15 protein-coding genes are annotated in these 15,689 nt (G+C 72.7%); 1 reads left to right on the top strand and 14 read right to left on the bottom strand.

Annotated elements, in window-relative coordinates; translation table 11 throughout:
• Positions 1–126: 126 nt before the first annotated feature.
• Complete coding sequence (locus AADR41_RS25030; RefSeq protein WP_342283651.1) at positions 127–468, top strand: hypothetical protein; 342 nt, start codon at positions 127–129, stop codon at positions 466–468.
• A gap of 380 nt (positions 469–848) precedes the next feature.
• On the opposite strand, the gene AADR41_RS25025 is transcribed toward AADR41_RS25030, so the two are convergent.
• The 14 genes from AADR41_RS25025 to AADR41_RS24960 all read right to left on the bottom strand — a co-directional run bounded on the left by AADR41_RS25025 (position 849) and on the right by AADR41_RS24960 (position 15,601).
• On the bottom strand, positions 849–2,078 hold the full coding sequence (locus AADR41_RS25025) for a cytochrome P450 (protein WP_342283650.1): 1,230 nt from the start codon (positions 2,076–2,078) through the stop codon (positions 849–851).
• Between the two features lie 163 nt (positions 2,079–2,241).
• A complete protein-coding gene (locus AADR41_RS25020) occupies positions 2,242–2,919 on the bottom strand; it encodes a response regulator transcription factor (protein WP_342283649.1) in 678 nt (225 codons plus the stop codon).
• Entirely contained in the window at positions 2,916–4,217 is a 1,302-nt protein-coding gene (locus AADR41_RS25015; RefSeq protein ID WP_342283648.1) for a sensor histidine kinase, read from the bottom strand. The genes AADR41_RS25020 and AADR41_RS25015 overlap by 4 nt, the downstream gene beginning before the upstream one ends.
• A gap of 105 nt (positions 4,218–4,322) precedes the next feature.
• Complete coding sequence (locus AADR41_RS25010; protein ID WP_342283647.1) at positions 4,323–5,198, bottom strand: alpha/beta hydrolase family protein; 876 nt, start codon at positions 5,196–5,198, stop codon at positions 4,323–4,325.
• A gap of 95 nt (positions 5,199–5,293) precedes the next feature.
• A complete protein-coding gene (kynU, locus tag AADR41_RS25005) occupies positions 5,294–6,529 on the bottom strand; it encodes a kynureninase (protein WP_342283646.1) in 1,236 nt (411 codons plus the stop codon).
• On the bottom strand, positions 6,522–7,370 hold the full coding sequence (locus AADR41_RS25000) for a tryptophan 2,3-dioxygenase family protein (RefSeq protein WP_342283645.1): 849 nt from the start codon (positions 7,368–7,370) through the stop codon (positions 6,522–6,524). The genes kynU and AADR41_RS25000 overlap by 8 nt, the downstream gene beginning before the upstream one ends.
• 193 nt (positions 7,371–7,563) lie before the next feature.
• The gene (locus AADR41_RS24995) at positions 7,564–7,977 is read right to left on the bottom strand and encodes a DUF3151 domain-containing protein (protein WP_124719607.1); all 414 of its coding nucleotides are present in this window, start codon (positions 7,975–7,977) and stop codon (positions 7,564–7,566) included.
• 59 nt (positions 7,978–8,036) lie between these two features.
• On the bottom strand, positions 8,037–9,590 hold the full coding sequence (locus AADR41_RS24990; protein WP_342283644.1) for an MFS transporter: 1,554 nt from the start codon (positions 9,588–9,590) through the stop codon (positions 8,037–8,039).
• Positions 9,591–9,720: 130 nt separating this feature from the next.
• Positions 9,721–10,524 carry an ankyrin repeat domain-containing protein gene (locus tag AADR41_RS24985; RefSeq protein ID WP_342283643.1) on the bottom strand — a complete coding sequence of 268 codons (804 nt, stop codon included), beginning with the start codon at positions 10,522–10,524 and terminating at the stop codon, positions 9,721–9,723.
• An 11-nt stretch (positions 10,525–10,535) separates the two neighbouring features.
• Positions 10,536–11,711 carry a MalY/PatB family protein gene (locus AADR41_RS24980; protein WP_342283642.1) on the bottom strand — a complete coding sequence of 392 codons (1,176 nt, stop codon included), beginning with the start codon at positions 11,709–11,711 and terminating at the stop codon, positions 10,536–10,538.
• Positions 11,712–11,802: 91 nt separating this feature from the next.
• Positions 11,803–12,825, bottom strand: a complete 1,023-nt coding sequence (gene fbaA, locus AADR41_RS24975) for a class II fructose-bisphosphate aldolase (protein WP_124719611.1) — start codon at positions 12,823–12,825, stop codon at positions 11,803–11,805.
• Between the two features lie 219 nt (positions 12,826–13,044).
• The gene (gene pyrE, locus AADR41_RS24970; RefSeq protein ID WP_342283641.1) at positions 13,045–13,584 is read right to left on the bottom strand and encodes an orotate phosphoribosyltransferase; all 540 of its coding nucleotides are present in this window, start codon (positions 13,582–13,584) and stop codon (positions 13,045–13,047) included.
• A 30-nt stretch (positions 13,585–13,614) separates the two neighbouring features.
• Positions 13,615–14,442, bottom strand: coding sequence for an aldose epimerase family protein (locus tag AADR41_RS24965; protein WP_342283640.1), 828 nt, complete (start codon positions 14,440–14,442; stop codon positions 13,615–13,617).
• A gap of 178 nt (positions 14,443–14,620) precedes the next feature.
• Positions 14,621–15,601 (bottom strand): carbon monoxide dehydrogenase, encoded by a 981-nt coding sequence (locus AADR41_RS24960; protein ID WP_342283639.1) that lies wholly within the window; start codon positions 15,599–15,601, stop codon positions 14,621–14,623.
• Between the last annotated feature and the right edge of the window lie 88 nt (positions 15,602–15,689).

Here is a 15,689-nt window from a genome sequence, read left to right as displayed (position 1 = left end):
GACGGAAGTACCGGTTCCGGGTCCTGATGTGATGGTGATGCGGGGCGGGAGTCCGACGGAAGTACCGGTTCCGGTACCGGCACCCGGGGTGCAACCCCGCCGTGGCCTCCCCACGTCCCTCCCTTCATGGAGAACCGAAGCGGAACCGCCCGTGAAGCCGTCCGTGGGATCGCCGGATGCCTGGTCGTCGCCGGGGGTGCGGCCGCCGGCATGCTTGTCTGGGCGCCGTACGGCAGGCGCGGCATCTTCGGCGGCTTCGAGGGTGTGACGGAGTGGAACGTGCTTTGGCTCGGGCTGCCGGTCATGACGCTTGGCGGCATCACGGCCGGGCTCACCCTCGTCGCCCTTGCGGGGCGGAAGTGGCGGGGGGCGCTCGGGGCGGCGGCGGCACTCGCCGCCCTCACCGGCTTCGGGGTGGCCTTCGACGTACTGGAGGGCCCGCCCCCGGTCTGCGACCCGGTGTGCTGAGCGGGAGCGGACCGGGCCGGACCGGAGGCGGACCGGAAGCAAACCGGGGCCGGACCGGGGCAAACCGGAGGCGGACCAGGGCTGAGTGCCCGGGGCCCGTGTCCCGGTCCGTGTCCCGTTCGGCCCCTGGTCCGTGTCCCGCTCAGCACACCGGCCCGTGTTCCGCTCAGCCCCCGGCCCATATCCCGTTCAGCACACCGGCCGTGTTCCGCTCAGCCCCCGGCCCGTGTCCCGTTCAGCACACCGGCCGTGTTCCGCTCAGCCCCCGGCCCGTGTTCCGCTCAGCCCCCGGCCCATATCCCGTTCAGCACACCGGCCGTGTTCCGCTCAGCCCCCGGCCCGTGTCCCGTTCAGCACACCGGCCCGCTCCCCGGTCCCGCTCACAGCTCCACGCGGAGTTCCTTCAGGCCCCTGATCACATAGCCCGGGTTCCACTCCGGCTCGGCCGCCAGCCTCATCCCGGGGGCGCGGCGCAGCAGTTCGCCGAAGGACGCGGCCAGTTCGACCCGGGCCAGCGGGGCGCCCAGGCAGAAGTGGATGCCCGCGCCGAAGGTGATGTGCGGGTTGTCCTGCCGGGACAGGTCCAGGGTGTCCGGGGCGTCGAAGCGGGCCGGGTCACGGTTGGCGGAGCCGAAGAGCAGGGCCACCTCCGAGCCGCGCGGGACGACCGTGCCGTCGATCTCGATGTCGTCGAGGACCCAGCGCTCGAACATCTGCAACGGGGTGTCGTACCGCATCAGCTCCTCGACCGCCGTCGGCAGCAGCCCGTGATCGGCCCGCAGGGCCGCCAGCTGTTCGGGGTGGCGCAGCAGCGTCCACCAGCCGTTCACGGTGGTGTTGACGGTCGCCTCGTGGCCCGCGTTCAGCAGCAGCACACAGGTGGAGATCATCTCCTGCTCGCTCAGCCGCTCCCCCTCGTCGTGGGCGGCGATGAGCGCGGAGATCAGATCCGTACCGGGGTTCTTGCGCCGCTCCTCGATCAGCTCGCGCAGATACCCGGAGAAGTCGAGCGAGGCGCGGACGGCGGCCCGGGCGGTCTCCTCGGACGGGTTCAGCTCGAACATCCCGCAGATCGCCGCCGACCAGGGCCGCAGCGGGCCCCGGTCGGACTCCGGGATGCCGAGCATCTCGGCGATGACGGCCACCGGCAGAGGCTCAGCGACCGCCGTGAGCAGATCGCCGCCGCCCGCCTCGACGAAGGAGTCGACCAGTTCGGCGGCCAGCCGCCGCACGGTCGGGACGAGCCGCTCGACCGTACGCGGGGTGAACGCCTTGGAGACCAGGCGCCGGATCCGGGTGTGGTCGGGGGCCTCCAGATCGAGGAGCCCCTGCCCGTTGAGGGTGTGGAAGGGCTCGTGCTCGGCGGGCGGCGGGGTGCGGCCGAACTCCTCGTGGGTGAAGCGGTGCAGATACGTGCGGCCGAGGCGGCGGTCGCGCAGCAGCGCGGACACGTCCGCGTGGTGCGGGACGAGCCACTGGTCGGTCGGCTCGAAGTGGTGCACCCGGCCGGTGGCGCGCAGTGCGGCGTAGGCGGGGTACGGGTCGGCGACGAAGGCCGGCGACCAGGGGTCGAAGGGGGCATCGGCCGCGGAACGGGGAGACGGGTGCATAGCCGGACGCTAACCGCACCCCGCCCCCACCGGCCACCCCTCACAACGGCCTGAGCAGGCGCGACCACTCAGAGCAGCGGGCCGGGGCACGACGCTCAGGACAGCGGCCCCTCGCCCGCCCCCTCAGAACGTCCTGAGCCGTGCGCGAACCCTCAGCGCCCTCTCAGGACGGCGTGACCAGCCGGGCCTCGTACGCGAAGACGGCCGCCTGGGTGCGGTCGCGCAGCCCCAGCTTCACCAGGATCCGGCTCACATGCGTCTTGATGGTGGACTCGGCGACCACCAGGTGCGAGGCGATCTCGGCATTGGACCGGCCCTGCGCGATGAGGACGAGCACCTCCGTCTCGCGCTCGGTGAGATCGCCGATCCGGGCCAGCGCGGTCGAGCGCGGGGCCTCCGCGAGCTTCGAGAACTCGTTGATCAGCCGCTTGGTCACGGTCGGCGCGAGCAGCGCCTCGCCCGCGGCCACCACCCGTACCCCGTCCGCGAGCTGGCGCGCGGAGGCGTCCTTGAGGAGGAAGCCGGACGCGCCGGCGCGCAGCGCCTGGTACACGTACTCGTCGAGGTCGAAGGTGGTCAGCACCAGGACCTTGGCGTCCGCGTCGGCGGCGACGATCTCGCGGGTGGCCTCGATGCCGTTGAGTTCCGGCATCCGGATGTCCATCAGGACCACGTCGGGGCGCAGCGCCGCGACCTGCGCGATGGCCTGCCGGCCGTCGACGGCCTCGCCGACGACCTCGATCCCCGGCATGGCGTTGAGCAGCACCGAGAAGCCCTCGCGGACCATCATCTGGTCGTCCACGATCAGCACCCGGATGGACGGGGCGGTGGGGGTGCTCATGCCAGGTCCGCCTGTTCCTTGGGCTCGGAACCGGCCTGTACGGGGAGGAACACCGTGATCTCGTACCCGCCCTCGGCGGTCGCGTCGGCCAGCATGTTCCCGTCCAGCATCGCGACCCGCTCCCGCATCCCGGTGATCCCGTGACCGGCCCCCGGCGAGGGCTTCACCGGGCCGGTGGGCGGCCCGTTGACGACACGCAGACCGAGCCCGCCCAGCACATAGCCGATCTCCACCTTGGCGGTGGCACCCGGTGCGTGCCGGAGCGTATTGCTGAGGGCCTCCTGAATGATCCGGTACGCCGACAGCTCGACCCCCTGCGGCAGTTCGCGCACCGCACCGGTGATGGTCTTCTCCGTCGTCAGACCCGCCTCGCCGACATTGGCGAGGAGCCCGTCGAGCTGGGCGAGCGTCGGCTGCGGGGCGTCCGGCGCCTGGTAGTCCTCGGCCCGTACGACACCGAGGACCCGGCGCAGCTCGGTGAGGGCGGCGACGGCGTTCTCCCGGATCGTGACGAAGGCCTGCTCCAGCTCGGGCGGCGGATTCTCCACCCGGTACGGGGCGGCCTCGGCCTGGATCGCGACGACCGACATGTGGTGCGCGACCACGTCGTGCAGCTCCCGGGCGATGGTGGTGCGCTCCTCCAGCAGCGTGCGCCGGTCGCGCTCGACGGCGGTCACGGTGCGCTGCACCGTCACCTCGCGCTCCGCGTCGCGGCGGATCTGCACCATGGAGACCACCAGCAGGGCGAACGCCGAGGTCAGGGCCATCCCGAAGGTGGTGGTCCCGGGTCGCCAGACGAGGTTCTCCATGATCACGCCGAGCAGTACGGTCAGGCCCCACATCCAGGCGGCGGTGCGCCGGTCGGTCCTGGCCGCGGCGACGATCAGCACGACCAGATGCGCGAAGAACGTGACCGGCCCCCACGGCCACCCGCCCTCGCCGAACACCGCGGTCACCGGGGTCAGCAGCAGCGACAGCCAGAACGCGCCGACCGGCCTGGCCAGCGTCATCAGCACGCTGATGGCCGGGAACAGCGCGACCAGCTGGGTGAGCGGATGGTGCGTCGAGGAGATCCCCAGCAGGAAGGTGATCAGCGCGACCAGCGCCACGAACGCGTGCACCGCCCAAGTGGCGCGCTCCCGTGCCCCCTTCGGCAGGCTGCGGATCACCGGCGCGTCGGTCCGCAGCCGGGGCAGCGGACGGTAGGCGAACGCATCGTCGAAGAGGGCCTGCCGGAGGCCGCCTATCGCCCCCGCCGCCAGCTGGATCTCCGGGCTTCTGCTCTTGGTCTCGGTCACGCTTCCACGTTAGGCGGCGCGCCGGGCCCGGTCGTCAGCAGTGATACGGATTCCGGGCCGTCCGTCGCAAGTACTACGGACTCCGCCGAGCGGCCGGACCCCCGCTCACCAGGCGAGCTGTGCGAGCTCCTCCGCCACCACCGCGCAGGCGTCCGCCGCCGGGTCGATCAGCGGGTAGTGGCCGACGTCCGGCAGCAGGGTCAGTCCCACCGTCTCGCCCGCCTTCGCCGCCGCGTCGACGAACGCCTCCGAGACCGCCTGCGGCACATCGACGTCGGTGGTGCCCTGCACCACGGTGGTGGCGATGCCGGTGGGCAGCAGCGCGGCCGGGTCGGCGTACGGGGAGCGTTCGGCGAAGTCGCCCTCACCGCCCAGGAGTTGGCCGACCGCACCGGAACACACGTCCAGCCCGACGGCGGTGGCGAAGTCCGCGATCGGCGCGAGGGCGACGACGCCCCGCAGCTGCGGCGGCGCGGGCAGCCGCCACGGCGACCCCTCGGGCAGTACGTGCCGGGCGGCGGCCCACAGCGCCAGCTGCCCGCCCGCCGAGTGCCCGGTCACCACGATCCGCCGGGCATCGGCCGCCGGGAGTTCCCGGGCCAGCAGCGCCGGCAGCGCGTCCATGGCCGCCGCGACATCGTCGAAGGTCTCCGGCCAGCGGCCCGCGACCGGGTCGGAACCCCGCTGCTGCGGGATCCCGCCGCCGCGCCGGTACTCGACGCTGGCGACGGCGAACCCGCGCCGGGCCAGGAAGTCCGCGAACGGCGACACATGCTGCCGGTCGTACGGCGCCCGCCACGCCCCGCCGTGCAGGACGACCACGACCGGCGCCCCGGTCCGCCCGTCGCGCGGGGCGTAGAAGTCGATCAGCTGGTCGGGGTGGCTGCCGTAGGCGGCGGATGCGTCGGGGGCGACCGGTGGATGCGAGAGGGCCGACTCGGTCTCGGCGGCGTCCCGATCACGCGCGGCAGAATCCGACATGCTGCTCCAACCGTCCTGTAGCTGAGCCCAACTGGCCTGACCTGCGGGGACGGTACCAGTACGGAAGGTTCCCGTCCCCGCCCAGGATCAGGGCGCTACCGCCGGGCGGTCACCTCGGCCAGCACCCGCGCCGCCCGCTCCACGTCCGCGAAACCGACGTACAGCGGGGTGAACCCGAACCGGAGCACGTCCGGCCGGCGCAGGTCCCCGACGACGCCCCGGGCGATGAGCTCACTCATCACCGGCTCCGCGTCCTCGCAGCGCAGCGCGACCTGGCTGCCGCGCTCGCCGTGCGCCACCGGGGTCACCGGGACGGCCCGGCCCTCGGGCAGGTACTGCGCGACGCACTCCAGGAAGAAGTCCGTCAGGGCCAGGGACTTGGCCCGTACCGCCTCGATCGACACCCCGTCCCACACGTCGAGGGACGCTTCGAGCGTCAGCATCGAGAGGATGTCGGGGGTGCCGACCCGGCCTCGTACCGCGCCCTCGGCCGGGGTGTATCCGGGGGTCATGCCGAACGGATCGGCGTGCGACGTCCACCCCGGCAGGGGGGAATCGAAGGCCGCCTGGTGGCGTTCGGCGACGTAGATGTAGGCGGGCGAACCGGGGCCGCCATTCAGGTACTTGTACGTGCAGCCGACCGCCAGGTCCACGCCGTGCTCGTCGAGGCCGACGGGCAGGGCGCCCGCGCTGTGGCACAGGTCCCAGATCGCGATGCCGCCCGCCGTGTGCACGGCGGCGGTGAGTCCGGGCAGGTCGTGCAGCCTGCCGGTGCGGTAGTCGACGTGGTTGAGCAGCACGGCCGCGGTACGGGGGCCCAGCGCGCCGGGCACCTCGGCCGGGGTGACCGGGACCAGCCGGTGGCCGGTCATCCGGGCCGCTGACTCGGCGATGTACCCGTCCGTGGGGAAGGTCGTCGCGTCGACGATGATCTCGTCGCGCTCCCGGGACGCCAGCCGGCTCGCGGCGACGACCGCCTTGAAGACGTTCACGCTGGTGGAGTCGCCCACCACGATCTGCCCGGCGGCTGCCCCGACGAGCGGGGCGATCCGGTCACCGATCCGTTCCGGCGCGGTCCACCAGCCGCTCTCGTCCCAGGACCGGATGCGCAGCTCGCCCCACTCGCGGGTGAGGACCTCCTGCACCCGGGCGGGCACGTGCGCGGGCAGCGCGCCGAGCGAGTTGCCGTCGAGATAGACGGTGTCGTCGAGGGCGAACAGCTTCCGCCGGTCCGCGAGCGGGTCGGCGGCGTCGAGCGCCGCGGCCCGCGCGGCAAGGTTCTCGGACATGGCTGCGGAGTTCTCGGACACGGTCGTGGAGTTCTCAGACATGGCTTCGCGCCGTCCACAGTTCGGGGAAGACGTTCTTCGTGGCCCGCTTCTCCAGCCAGGCGACCCCGGCGGAGCCACCGGTGCCGGTCTTCGAGCCCATCGCGCGCCGGGTGGCGACCAGATGGTCGTTGCGCCAGCGCCACACCAGCTCGCCGACGTCGGTGAGCGCCTCGCCGAGCCGGACCAGCTCGTCGTGGCGCTCGGGGTCGGCGTAGATCTCCGCCCAGACCGCCTCGACCTCGGGGGACGGCTCGTACTTCCGCGTCAGGTCCCGGCCGAGCACGGCCTGCGGTATGCCGAACCCGCGCCGGGCGAGCAGCGCCAGCGTCTCGTCGTACAGACCCGGCTCGGCGAGCGCCTTCTCCAGCTCGGCGTGGACACGGGGCGCGCCCCGGTGCGGCACCAGCATGGACGCGGACTTGTCGCCGAGCAGGAACTCCATCCGCCGGTACATCGCCGACTGGAAACCGGAACCCTCGCCGAGCGCGGAGCGGTAGGAGTTGAACTGGGCGGGGGTGAGCTGGGCGAGCGGGGTCCAGGAGGCGTTGAGCGCCTCCAGCTCCCGCACCGAGCGCTTGAGCGCGTCGCGCGCGACGTTCAGCCGGTCCTCGCGCAGGGCGTGCGCGGCGGTCTCCCACTCATGGACGATGACGGTGAACCACAGTTCCATGACCTGGGTGGTGACCAGGAAGACCATCTCGCCCGGATCGTCGGAGCGAGGGTGCTGGAGATGGGTCAGGACATCCGCCTGGACATAGTCCTCGTACGGAGTCGTTCCCGCGAAGTCGAGGTGCGGGGTCTGCGCACCGGTGGCTTCGGGGTCGGGGTGGATCGTCGACATTGCTGTCTCCTCGACACGAGCTTCCGGGTAGCGGTCCGCCCCTTCCATGAGGTGATGGAGCTCCGGTCCCCTGTCGGCATCCTAAACGGACGCCCCACAGGCGCGCAGACCCCGCAGACGCACCACCGGCGTCCACGGGGTCCGGCCGATCCGGGCCCGGCCGATCCGGGCCCGGCCGATCCGGGCCCGGCTGCTAGCCGAGCGTCTCGGCCGCGGTGGGCGAGGAGTCGCGCAGGAACGTCGAGCAGCGCTCGTACTCCTCCTGCTCACCGATCGCCCGCGCGGCCCGCGCCAGGGCGTGCAGGGCGCGCAGGAAGCCGCGGTTCGGCTCGTGCTCGAACGGCACCGGGCCGTGGCCCTTCCAGCCGGCCCGACGCAGCGCGTCGAGGCCGCGGTGGTAGCCGGTGCGGGCGTAGGCGTACGACTCGACGACGCGGCCGCCGTCGTACGCCTCGTCGGCGAGCTGCGCCCAGGCCAGGGAGGAGGTCGGGTACTTCGCGGCGACATCGGCGGGGGCCGTGCCGTTCGCCAGCAGCTCGCGCGGCTCCGGGTCGTCGGGCAGATGGGTCGGGGGAGGTCCCCCGAGCAGGTTCTCGTGGATCGACATGGGTTCAAGTGTGCCTGGCGCGCACCCGCCGGGGGTACCCGGCACCGGCGCGTGCGCGGTCAGCCCGTGCCCGGTTCCCGCTCCTCCTCGTGCGCCGGTTCCAGAGGCGGTGCGGCGATCCCGCAGTGCACCGTGCACTCGGGCCGCGCCTGCTCCTCCTTGCCCACCGTGACCAGGGGGCTGCGTACGGTCGCCCAGGCGATCGCGGCCCCCAGCACCAGCAGCCCGGCACACATCGGCATGGCCCGGCGGAAGGTCGCGGCGAACTCGTCGGCGTTCCGGTAGGCCTCCGGGCCCATTCCGGCGAGCAGCGGCAGCGCGGCCACCGCGATCAGCCCCGCGGCGCGGGCGGCCGCGTTGTTGATCCCGCTGGCGAGACCGGCCCGGGCGGTGTCCACGGAGGCCAGGACGGTCGCGGTGAGCGGTGCGACCAGGGTGACCAGCCCGACGCCGAGCACGGCGACCGCGGGCAGCACGTCGGTGAGGTAGCCGGAGACGGTGTTCGACCCGGGCCCGACCCGCAGCATCAGCAGCATTCCGGCGGCGGCAATCAGCGGCCCGGCGGTGAGCGGGATGCGGGGCCCGATGCGCTGGCCCAGTTCGCCCGAGGCGGCCGAGAAGAGCAGCATCAGGACGGTCGTCGGCAGCAGCGCCGTACCCGCGCCGAGCGCCGAGTACCCGGCCACCACCTGGAGCTGGATCGCGGCCAGGAAGAAGTAGCCGCCGAGCGCCGCGTACACGCAGAGGGTGATCACATTGACGGCGGTGAACTGCCGGGACGCGAAGACCGAGGGCGGCAGCATCGGTTCCGCCCGGGTGCGCTCCACCCGCACGAAGAGCGCCCCGAGCAGCACCCCGCCGACGGCCGTGCCGATCACCGCCCCGGACGCCCCCTGCGCCGGCGCCTCGATCAGCGCGTAGGTCACCAGGGCGAGGGCCAGCGCCGCGAGCACGGCGCCCAGCACGTCGAATCGCCCGTGCGCGTGCGGGTCGCGCGATTCCGGTACGTGGCGCAGCGCCACCGGCACACAGACCGCGGCGAGCGGCACATTGAGCAGGAACACCCACCGCCAGCCCGGCCCGTCGACCAGATATCCGCCGACGAACGGCCCGACGGCGGCCCCGACCCCGCCCAGCCCCGACCACAGCCCGACCGCGCGGGCCCGGTCGTCGGGGTGGAAGCTCGCCTGGATCAGGGCCAGCGAGCCGGGCGTCAGGAGCGCCCCGCCGATGCCCTGGAGGGCGCGGGCGGCGATCAGGACGGCGGCGTTCGGCGCCAGTCCGCACAGCACCGACGCGGCGGCGAACCAGACGACGCCGACGACGAAGACCCGCCGCCGCCCGTACCGGTCACCCAGGGCGCCGCCGAGGAGGATCAGCCCGGCGAGGGTCAGCATGTAGGCGTTGACGGTCCACTGGAGTGCGGCCAGATCGGTGCCGAGGTCCTTGCCGATGCGGGGCAGCGCGACGTTGATGACGGTGGAGTCCAGCATGGCCATGCTGGAGCCGAGCACGGTGGTCAGGACGACCCAGCGCCCGGCGGCGGAGGCGACACGGATGGCTCCCGGGTCCGCCGCACCGGCTGCGTCTGCTGCATCGGCTGCGTCAGGCATACGAGCAGCATCCCCGTTCCGCACCGGGAGGGCCATCGGGCGGCACCCCCGTTCCGCACCGGAGGGCCATCGGGCGGCACCCCCGTTCCGTACCGGAGGGTCATCGGGCGGCGGCCTCTTCCGCTCCGGGTCAGCCGGCCAGGTCGACGGACGGGCGGCTGTCACCCGCTCCGTTCCAGTCCACCCGGAAGCCGGCTTCGCGGAACGCCCTCACGACGAGTTCACCGGCCTGCTCCGTCCTCCGGGCGGAGCCGTCCGGTGCGCCCCAGAACGCCAGGAAGAGACGCCCCGTCGCACGGGCGCGCTCGGCGTCCTGGCCCGTGTAGTAGCAGAAGCCCACCAGGCCGTCCGGGCCGGAGTCCCGCCCCTCGGCGGCCTCGGAGCAGTCGTCGAAGCCGTCGGACTGGGTGGTGCCGGCCCCGGCGAGCGCGACGAACCCGGCCGCGTCCAGCCCGTCCAGCACCTTCCCGACCCGCTTCCTGGCCTCGCGCCACTGCGCCCGCGACAGCCTCCGCTCCGGCGCGGGAGCCTCCTCGTCGGGCGCGGGCGGCTCGATCCCGGCGGCGGCCGCCAGCAGCGCCGCGACCTCCGGAACCCAGGCGTTGACGGTGATGTGGTTGCCGTGGCCGTCGGTGATGTCGGGATCCGCCCCACGGGCGATCAGCAGCTCGACCGCTTCGGGCGACTGCGAGAACTCGGCGGCGAGGTAGAGGGCGGTACGCCCGTCACCGCCCGGATGCCCGACGGGCGCACCGGCGTCCAGCAGCGCGCCGATCACGGCGGCCGCACGGACCGGGTCCGCCTCCGCACCCATCGCGGCCCGGTGCAGCGGACTCCACCCCTGCTCGTCGACCGCAGCGGCGTCGGATCCGGCGTCCAGCGCGGCCCGTACGGCCTCCAGGTCACCGTTGTGCGCGGCCTCGAACACATCCACCGGCGGCATGCCTACGACGCCCGTTCCGTTACCGCCCGCACGCCCCGGATCAGCGCCTCCACCCCGGCCTCCGCCTTGGACCTCGGGCACCCCACGTTCAGCCGGACGAAGCCCTCCGCGCCGTACACCCCGCCCGGCATCACCGCGACCTTCTCCTGCTCGATCAGCACCCGCTGCAACGCCGCGTCGCCCTCGATCCCGGCGGGCCGCAGATCGATCCAGGCCAGATAGCCGGCCTGCGGCGGCCGCCACCCCAGCTCCGGGAGCGCCTCGCCCAGCCTGCGCGCGACCAGCGCCAGATTCCCGGCCACGTACTCCCGCAGCGCGTCCAGCCACGCCGCCGACTCCCGGTAGGCGGCTATGTGCGCGGTCAGCGACAGCACCGCCGGGGAGGCGAGCCCCTCGGCCGTCTCCATCCGGCGCAGGAACTCCGCCCGGTCGGCCGGATCGCCGATCAGCCCGTACGAACCGCTCAGCGCCGGGAAGTTGAACGCCTTGGACGCGGAGGTGATCAGCGCCCAGCGACCGCCACCCGCGACCCGGGTCCACGGCACATGCGTATGCCCCTCGTGCACGAAGTCCGCGTGTATCTCGTCGCTGATCACCGCGACCCCGTACCGCGCGGCGAGCGACGCCGTCTCGTCCAGCTCGGCCGCCGTCCAGACCCGGCCGGTCGGATTGTGCGGGGAGCACAGCACCAGGACCTTGCTGTCGGGGCGGGCCAGCTCGCGTTCCAGCGCGGCCCGGTCCCCCACCGGCACGCCCCGCAGCTCGCGCCCGAGCCCGGTGATCGCCTTGCGGAAGCCGTCGTACGTGGGGGTGTGGACGACCACGCCCTCGCCCGGCGACGTCCACATCTGCAACAGCTGGGAGAGCTGGCTGAGCACGGAGGGCCCGTAGACCAGCTGCCCGGTGTCCACCTCCGTGCCGTACCGGGTCGAGTACCAGTGGGCTATCGCCGAACGGAAGTCGTCCTGCTGCCAGTCGGTGTAGCCGAACACCCCGTGGTCGAGACGGGAGCGCAGCGCGCCCAGCACCTCCGGGGCGGTCTCGAAGTCCATGTCGGAGATGGTGAACGGCAGCAGCCCGTCCACCCCGAACCGGTCCGCCACCCCGTCCCACTGGACGCACCAGGTGCCCCGGCGGTCGACGACGGTGTCGAAGTCATAGCGTGCGCTGGAACTCACAGCGACCCCTTCATATGCGTCTGTCGGACATGCCGTGGGCCCGGCACCCCACGGGGTACCGGGCCCATGGCCACACACTTCGTACCGGCTGCTACTTCAGCTTGGTGCCGGTGGAGCGCAGGTTGGCGCAGGCCTCCGTGACGCGCTTGGCCATGCCCGCCTCGGCGGACTTGCCCCAGCTGCGGGGGTCGTAGACCTTCTTGTTGCCGACCTCGCCGTCGACCTTCAGCACACCGTCGTAGTTGCGGAACATGTGGTCCACGATCGGGCGGGTGAAGGCGTACTGGGTGTCGGTGTCGAGGTTCATCTTCACGACGCCGTTCTCCAGCGCGGTGGCGATCTCCTGCTCGGTGGAGCCGGAACCGCCGTGGAAGACGAAGTCGAACGGGGACGTCACACCGTACTTGGCGCCGACGCCCTCCTGGAGGTCCTTCAGCAGCTCGGGACGGAGCACGACGTTGCCCGGCTTGTAGACGCCGTGGACGTTGCCGAAGGAGGCGGCCAGCAGGTAGCGGCCCTTCTCGCCCAGGCCGAGCGCCTCGGCGGTGCGCAGCGCGTCGTCGACGGTGGTGTACAGCTCGTCGTTGATCTCGTGCGTGACACCGTCCTCCTCGCCGCCGGTCGGGGTGATCTCGACCTCAAGAATGATCTTGGCGGCGGCGGCCTTGGCCAGCAGCTCCTGGCCGATGGCCAGGTTGTCGGCGAGGGTCTCGGCCGAACCGTCCCACATGTGGCTCTGGAACAGCGGGTTCTCGCCCCGGGCGACGCGCTCGGCGGAGATGTCGAGCAGCGGACGCACGTAGCCGTCCAGCTTGTCCTTGGGGCAGTGGTCGGTGTGCAGCGCGACCGTGACGTCGTACTTGGCGGCGACGATGTGCGCGAACTCGGCCAGGGCGACGGCTCCGGTGACCATGTCCTTGTTGTACTGGCCGCCCAGGAACTCCGCCCCACCGGTGGAGATCTGGACGATGCCGTCGCTCTCCGCCTCCGCGAAGCCGCGCAGTGCAGCGTGCAGGGTCTGGGTCGACGTCACATTGATGGCCGGGTAGGCGAACTTGCCTGCCTTCGCCCGGTCGAGCATCTCGGCGTAGACCTCGGGGGTTGCGATGGGCATCTGACCGCTCCTTGGGATATGCGGGTGTGCGTGCTGGTTCCCTGACCTGGGGGCGACGTCATCGTCGCCCCCATCTTCCCAGACTCTCGCTCCGGCTCCACCCGGCCCGTCGCCCTGGCGTTCGGGCACACCGGACGCAGGCATGCGGAGGGGGTGGGCCGTTTCACGTGAAACCGCCCACCCCCGGAAGAAACCGCAGGTCAAAAGCCAGACGTCGGCTCAGGCCAGGTCGAGATCGGCCACCGAGTAGACGTGGACGTACGGCAGCCCCGCCTCGGCGACGGCCGGAGCCGCGCCCCGCTCCACGATCACGGCCACGGCCACGACCTCGCCACCGGCCTCGCGCACCGCCTCGACGGCCGTCAGCGGCGAACCACCGGTGGTCGAGGTGTCCTCCACCACCAGGCAGCGGCGGCCCTTCACGTCCGTGCCCTCGATGCGGCGCTGCATCCCGTGCGCCTTCTGGGCCTTGCGGACGACGAACGCGTCCAGCTCCTGCCCGCGCGCGGCGGAGGCGTGCAGCATCGAGGTGGCGACCGGGTCGGCGCCCAGCGTCAGCCCGCCCACGCAGTCGTAGTCCAGCTCGGCGGTCGCGTCGAGCATGACCTGACCGACCATCGGAGCGGCCTTGCCGTCCAGCGTGATGCGGCGCAGGTCGATGTACCAGTCGGCCTCAAGACCCGAGGAGAGGGTCACCTTGCCGTGTACCACGGCCTTGTCCTTGATCTGCTGGAGCAGGTCAGCACGTACGTCAGTCATGGCTACGAGCTTAAGGCCGCGCGTCTCACATCAACTTTCCCCGGCTCCGATGCCGGGTCGGAGCCGGCGCCAGCTCCACGTCGTCGCGATCTCCAGCGGATCGATCGGGGTGACGTAGCGGGGTGCGGTGTTCAGTCCGTTCGGCGGGCCGGACTGCGGCTCCACGCAGACCGCCTCGTCCTGCTCGTCGTAGATCACGACCCACTCGGTCCGGCTCTTCACGGTCAGCTCCAGCTGCTCCGGCCAGGTGAGTGTCACCTCGACACCGTCCGGCATCCCGAAGCAGTCGTCCCAGGGGCCGCTCAGGGGCGGGATGCGGCGGCCGGTCGGCAGATGGTTCTCGCCCCGCTCCTCCTGCCAGGCCGCGTCGAAGGCCAGCTCCACGTCCTTGCCTCCGCCGCCGAGGTTGCGCAGGAACCAGGGGTGCCAGCCGGCCTGCGCCGGGAACGAGTCGCCGTACGTCTCGATGCCGAAGGCGAGGGTGAGTGAATCCTCGGCCAGCTCGAAGGTCTGGGTGACCCGGCCCGGATACGGCCAGGGGTCGGCGAGGTCGTAGTAGAACGACGCCTCCCGCTCGCCCAGCCGGGCGGTGCGCCAGGCGGTGTCCCGGCCGGTGCCGTGGATGGCGTGCGGCGGGGAGTTCAGCGGCAACCGGTGCGGGACGTCGCCGTTGTGGAACAGCCCGTTCTCGGTGCGCCCGCACCACGGCACCATCGGGAAGCAGCCGTACCGCTCCCCCTGCCTCAGCAGTTCGGTGCCATCGATCCGCAGGCTGTCGATGCGACAGCCGTTGGCGGGACTCACGGTCAACTCTGTGTCGCCGACGGACAGCCGGACGTCCTTCTCGCTGCTACTCACCCGACCGACACTACTGGCGCGAGGGCCAAGGGCCGTCCCGTGATCCCCGGTGGATCAGCGTGCGGCGTCAGACACGGTGCATCACAAGGCGGAGCGACGCCCGAACACGGGCGTTCCGACAGCGCGGCGAGGTGCCGTGGCTGTCGTCGCGCGCCCGCCGGGGATCACGGGACAGCCCTTACCGTCGCCGCCTCAGCGCCCGGGTCACCACCACGGCGGACGCCAGCGCGAGCGCGGCGGCCGGGGCGACCCAGCGGAGCGTGGCGCCCGCAGTGGTCGAATCGGGTGACGGGACGGGGGCGTACCGGCCGCGCGGCGGCGCGTGGTCGACCTCCTCGGCGCTGCGGCCGATCATCGTCCGCCTGGCGTGCGCGGCCTCCGCCGGGAGGTCTTCGGGGGTGGTGAACTCGGCCTCGGACGCCGGGTCGAGCGACGGCGGGGGCACCGGCGCGTCGAAGACGGAGCCGGTGCCCGGAGGGTTCCCCGGGGCCTCGGGCTCCTCCGCCGCGGGGGTCTCGTCGGCCGTGGCGTCAGGGGTGGGCGGCACATCGTCGGTGCCACCGGCCTCCGGGACTGCGTCGTGGGCGGTGGCCGCGCCGGTCGTGTCGGCCTCCTCGGCCGCTTCCTCGATGGCCTGCTCCACGGCCTCGCCGAGCGGCCCGTCCGGTTCGCCACCGGTCGCCAGCGTCTCCGTCACCAGCTGCTGGGCAAAGCGGTCCAGCAGTCGTTGGGCCGCCGCGAGCGCCGCCGCCGCGTCCAGTTCCAGGATCCGGCCGTCGCCGCTCGCCGTACCCGTGAAGCCGATCGCCGTGCCGCCGTCGCGCTCGGTCAGCCCGATCGTCAGGCTCAGCTTCACCGAGCCGCTGCCCCGGGCCTCGGCACCCTCGCCCGTCACCACGACCCCGGCCACGGCCCCTGCCCCTGCCCCGTCCCCGGGCGCACCCTCCGGGCCGTCCTGCGGCGCATCGGTGATCCGCAGCGTGCCGCGATAAGTGATCGTGTGGCCATCGACCCGGATCCTGAACCGGCCGGACAGCGGGCCCGCGGACGCGTCCGCGTCCTGCTGCAGACCCGGCACACAGCGCGCGACGCGGGCGGGGTCACCCAGCGTCCGCCTCAGGGACGGGACCGGAACCGGAACGAACACCTCATGCTCCATGGAAACCGAGCCTACTCAGCCCCAGCCGTCACGTCAGCGGTTCCGCCTCCCGAGACCCCACCGCCCCGGACAGCCACCACCCACTCAC

Origin of the sequence: Streptomyces sp. CLV115 (assembly GCF_038448545.1) — a bacterium.
Lineage (GTDB): Bacteria > Actinomycetota > Actinomycetes > Streptomycetales > Streptomycetaceae > Streptomyces > Streptomyces sanglieri.
This window is presented reverse-complemented; position numbering and strand designations above follow the sequence as displayed.

Bases quoted from the DNA above. Each gene is read 5' to 3' on its own strand.
- AADR41_RS25030 (WP_342283651.1), top strand. From the start codon at position 127: ATGGAGAACCGAAGCGGAACCGCCCGTGAAGCCGTCCGTGGGATCGCC.
- AADR41_RS25025 (WP_342283650.1), bottom strand. From the start codon at position 2,078: ATGCACCCGTCTCCCCGTTCCGCGGCCGATGCCCCCTTCGACCCCTGG.
- AADR41_RS25020 (WP_342283649.1), bottom strand. From the start codon at position 2,919: ATGAGCACCCCCACCGCCCCGTCCATCCGGGTGCTGATCGTGGACGAC.
- AADR41_RS25010 (WP_342283647.1), bottom strand. From the start codon at position 5,198: ATGTCGGATTCTGCCGCGCGTGATCGGGACGCCGCCGAGACCGAGTCG.
- kynU (WP_342283646.1), bottom strand. From the start codon at position 6,529: ATGTCTGAGAACTCCACGACCGTGTCCGAGAACTCCGCAGCCATGTCC.
- AADR41_RS25000 (WP_342283645.1), bottom strand. From the start codon at position 7,370: ATGTCGACGATCCACCCCGACCCCGAAGCCACCGGTGCGCAGACCCCG.
- AADR41_RS24995 (WP_124719607.1), bottom strand. From the start codon at position 7,977: ATGTCGATCCACGAGAACCTGCTCGGGGGACCTCCCCCGACCCATCTG.
- AADR41_RS24990 (WP_342283644.1), bottom strand. From the start codon at position 9,590: ATGCCTGACGCAGCCGATGCAGCAGACGCAGCCGGTGCGGCGGACCCG.
- fbaA (WP_124719611.1), bottom strand. From the start codon at position 12,825: ATGCCCATCGCAACCCCCGAGGTCTACGCCGAGATGCTCGACCGGGCG.
- pyrE (WP_342283641.1), bottom strand. From the start codon at position 13,584: ATGACTGACGTACGTGCTGACCTGCTCCAGCAGATCAAGGACAAGGCC.
- AADR41_RS24960 (WP_342283639.1), bottom strand. From the start codon at position 15,601: ATGGAGCATGAGGTGTTCGTTCCGGTTCCGGTCCCGTCCCTGAGGCGG.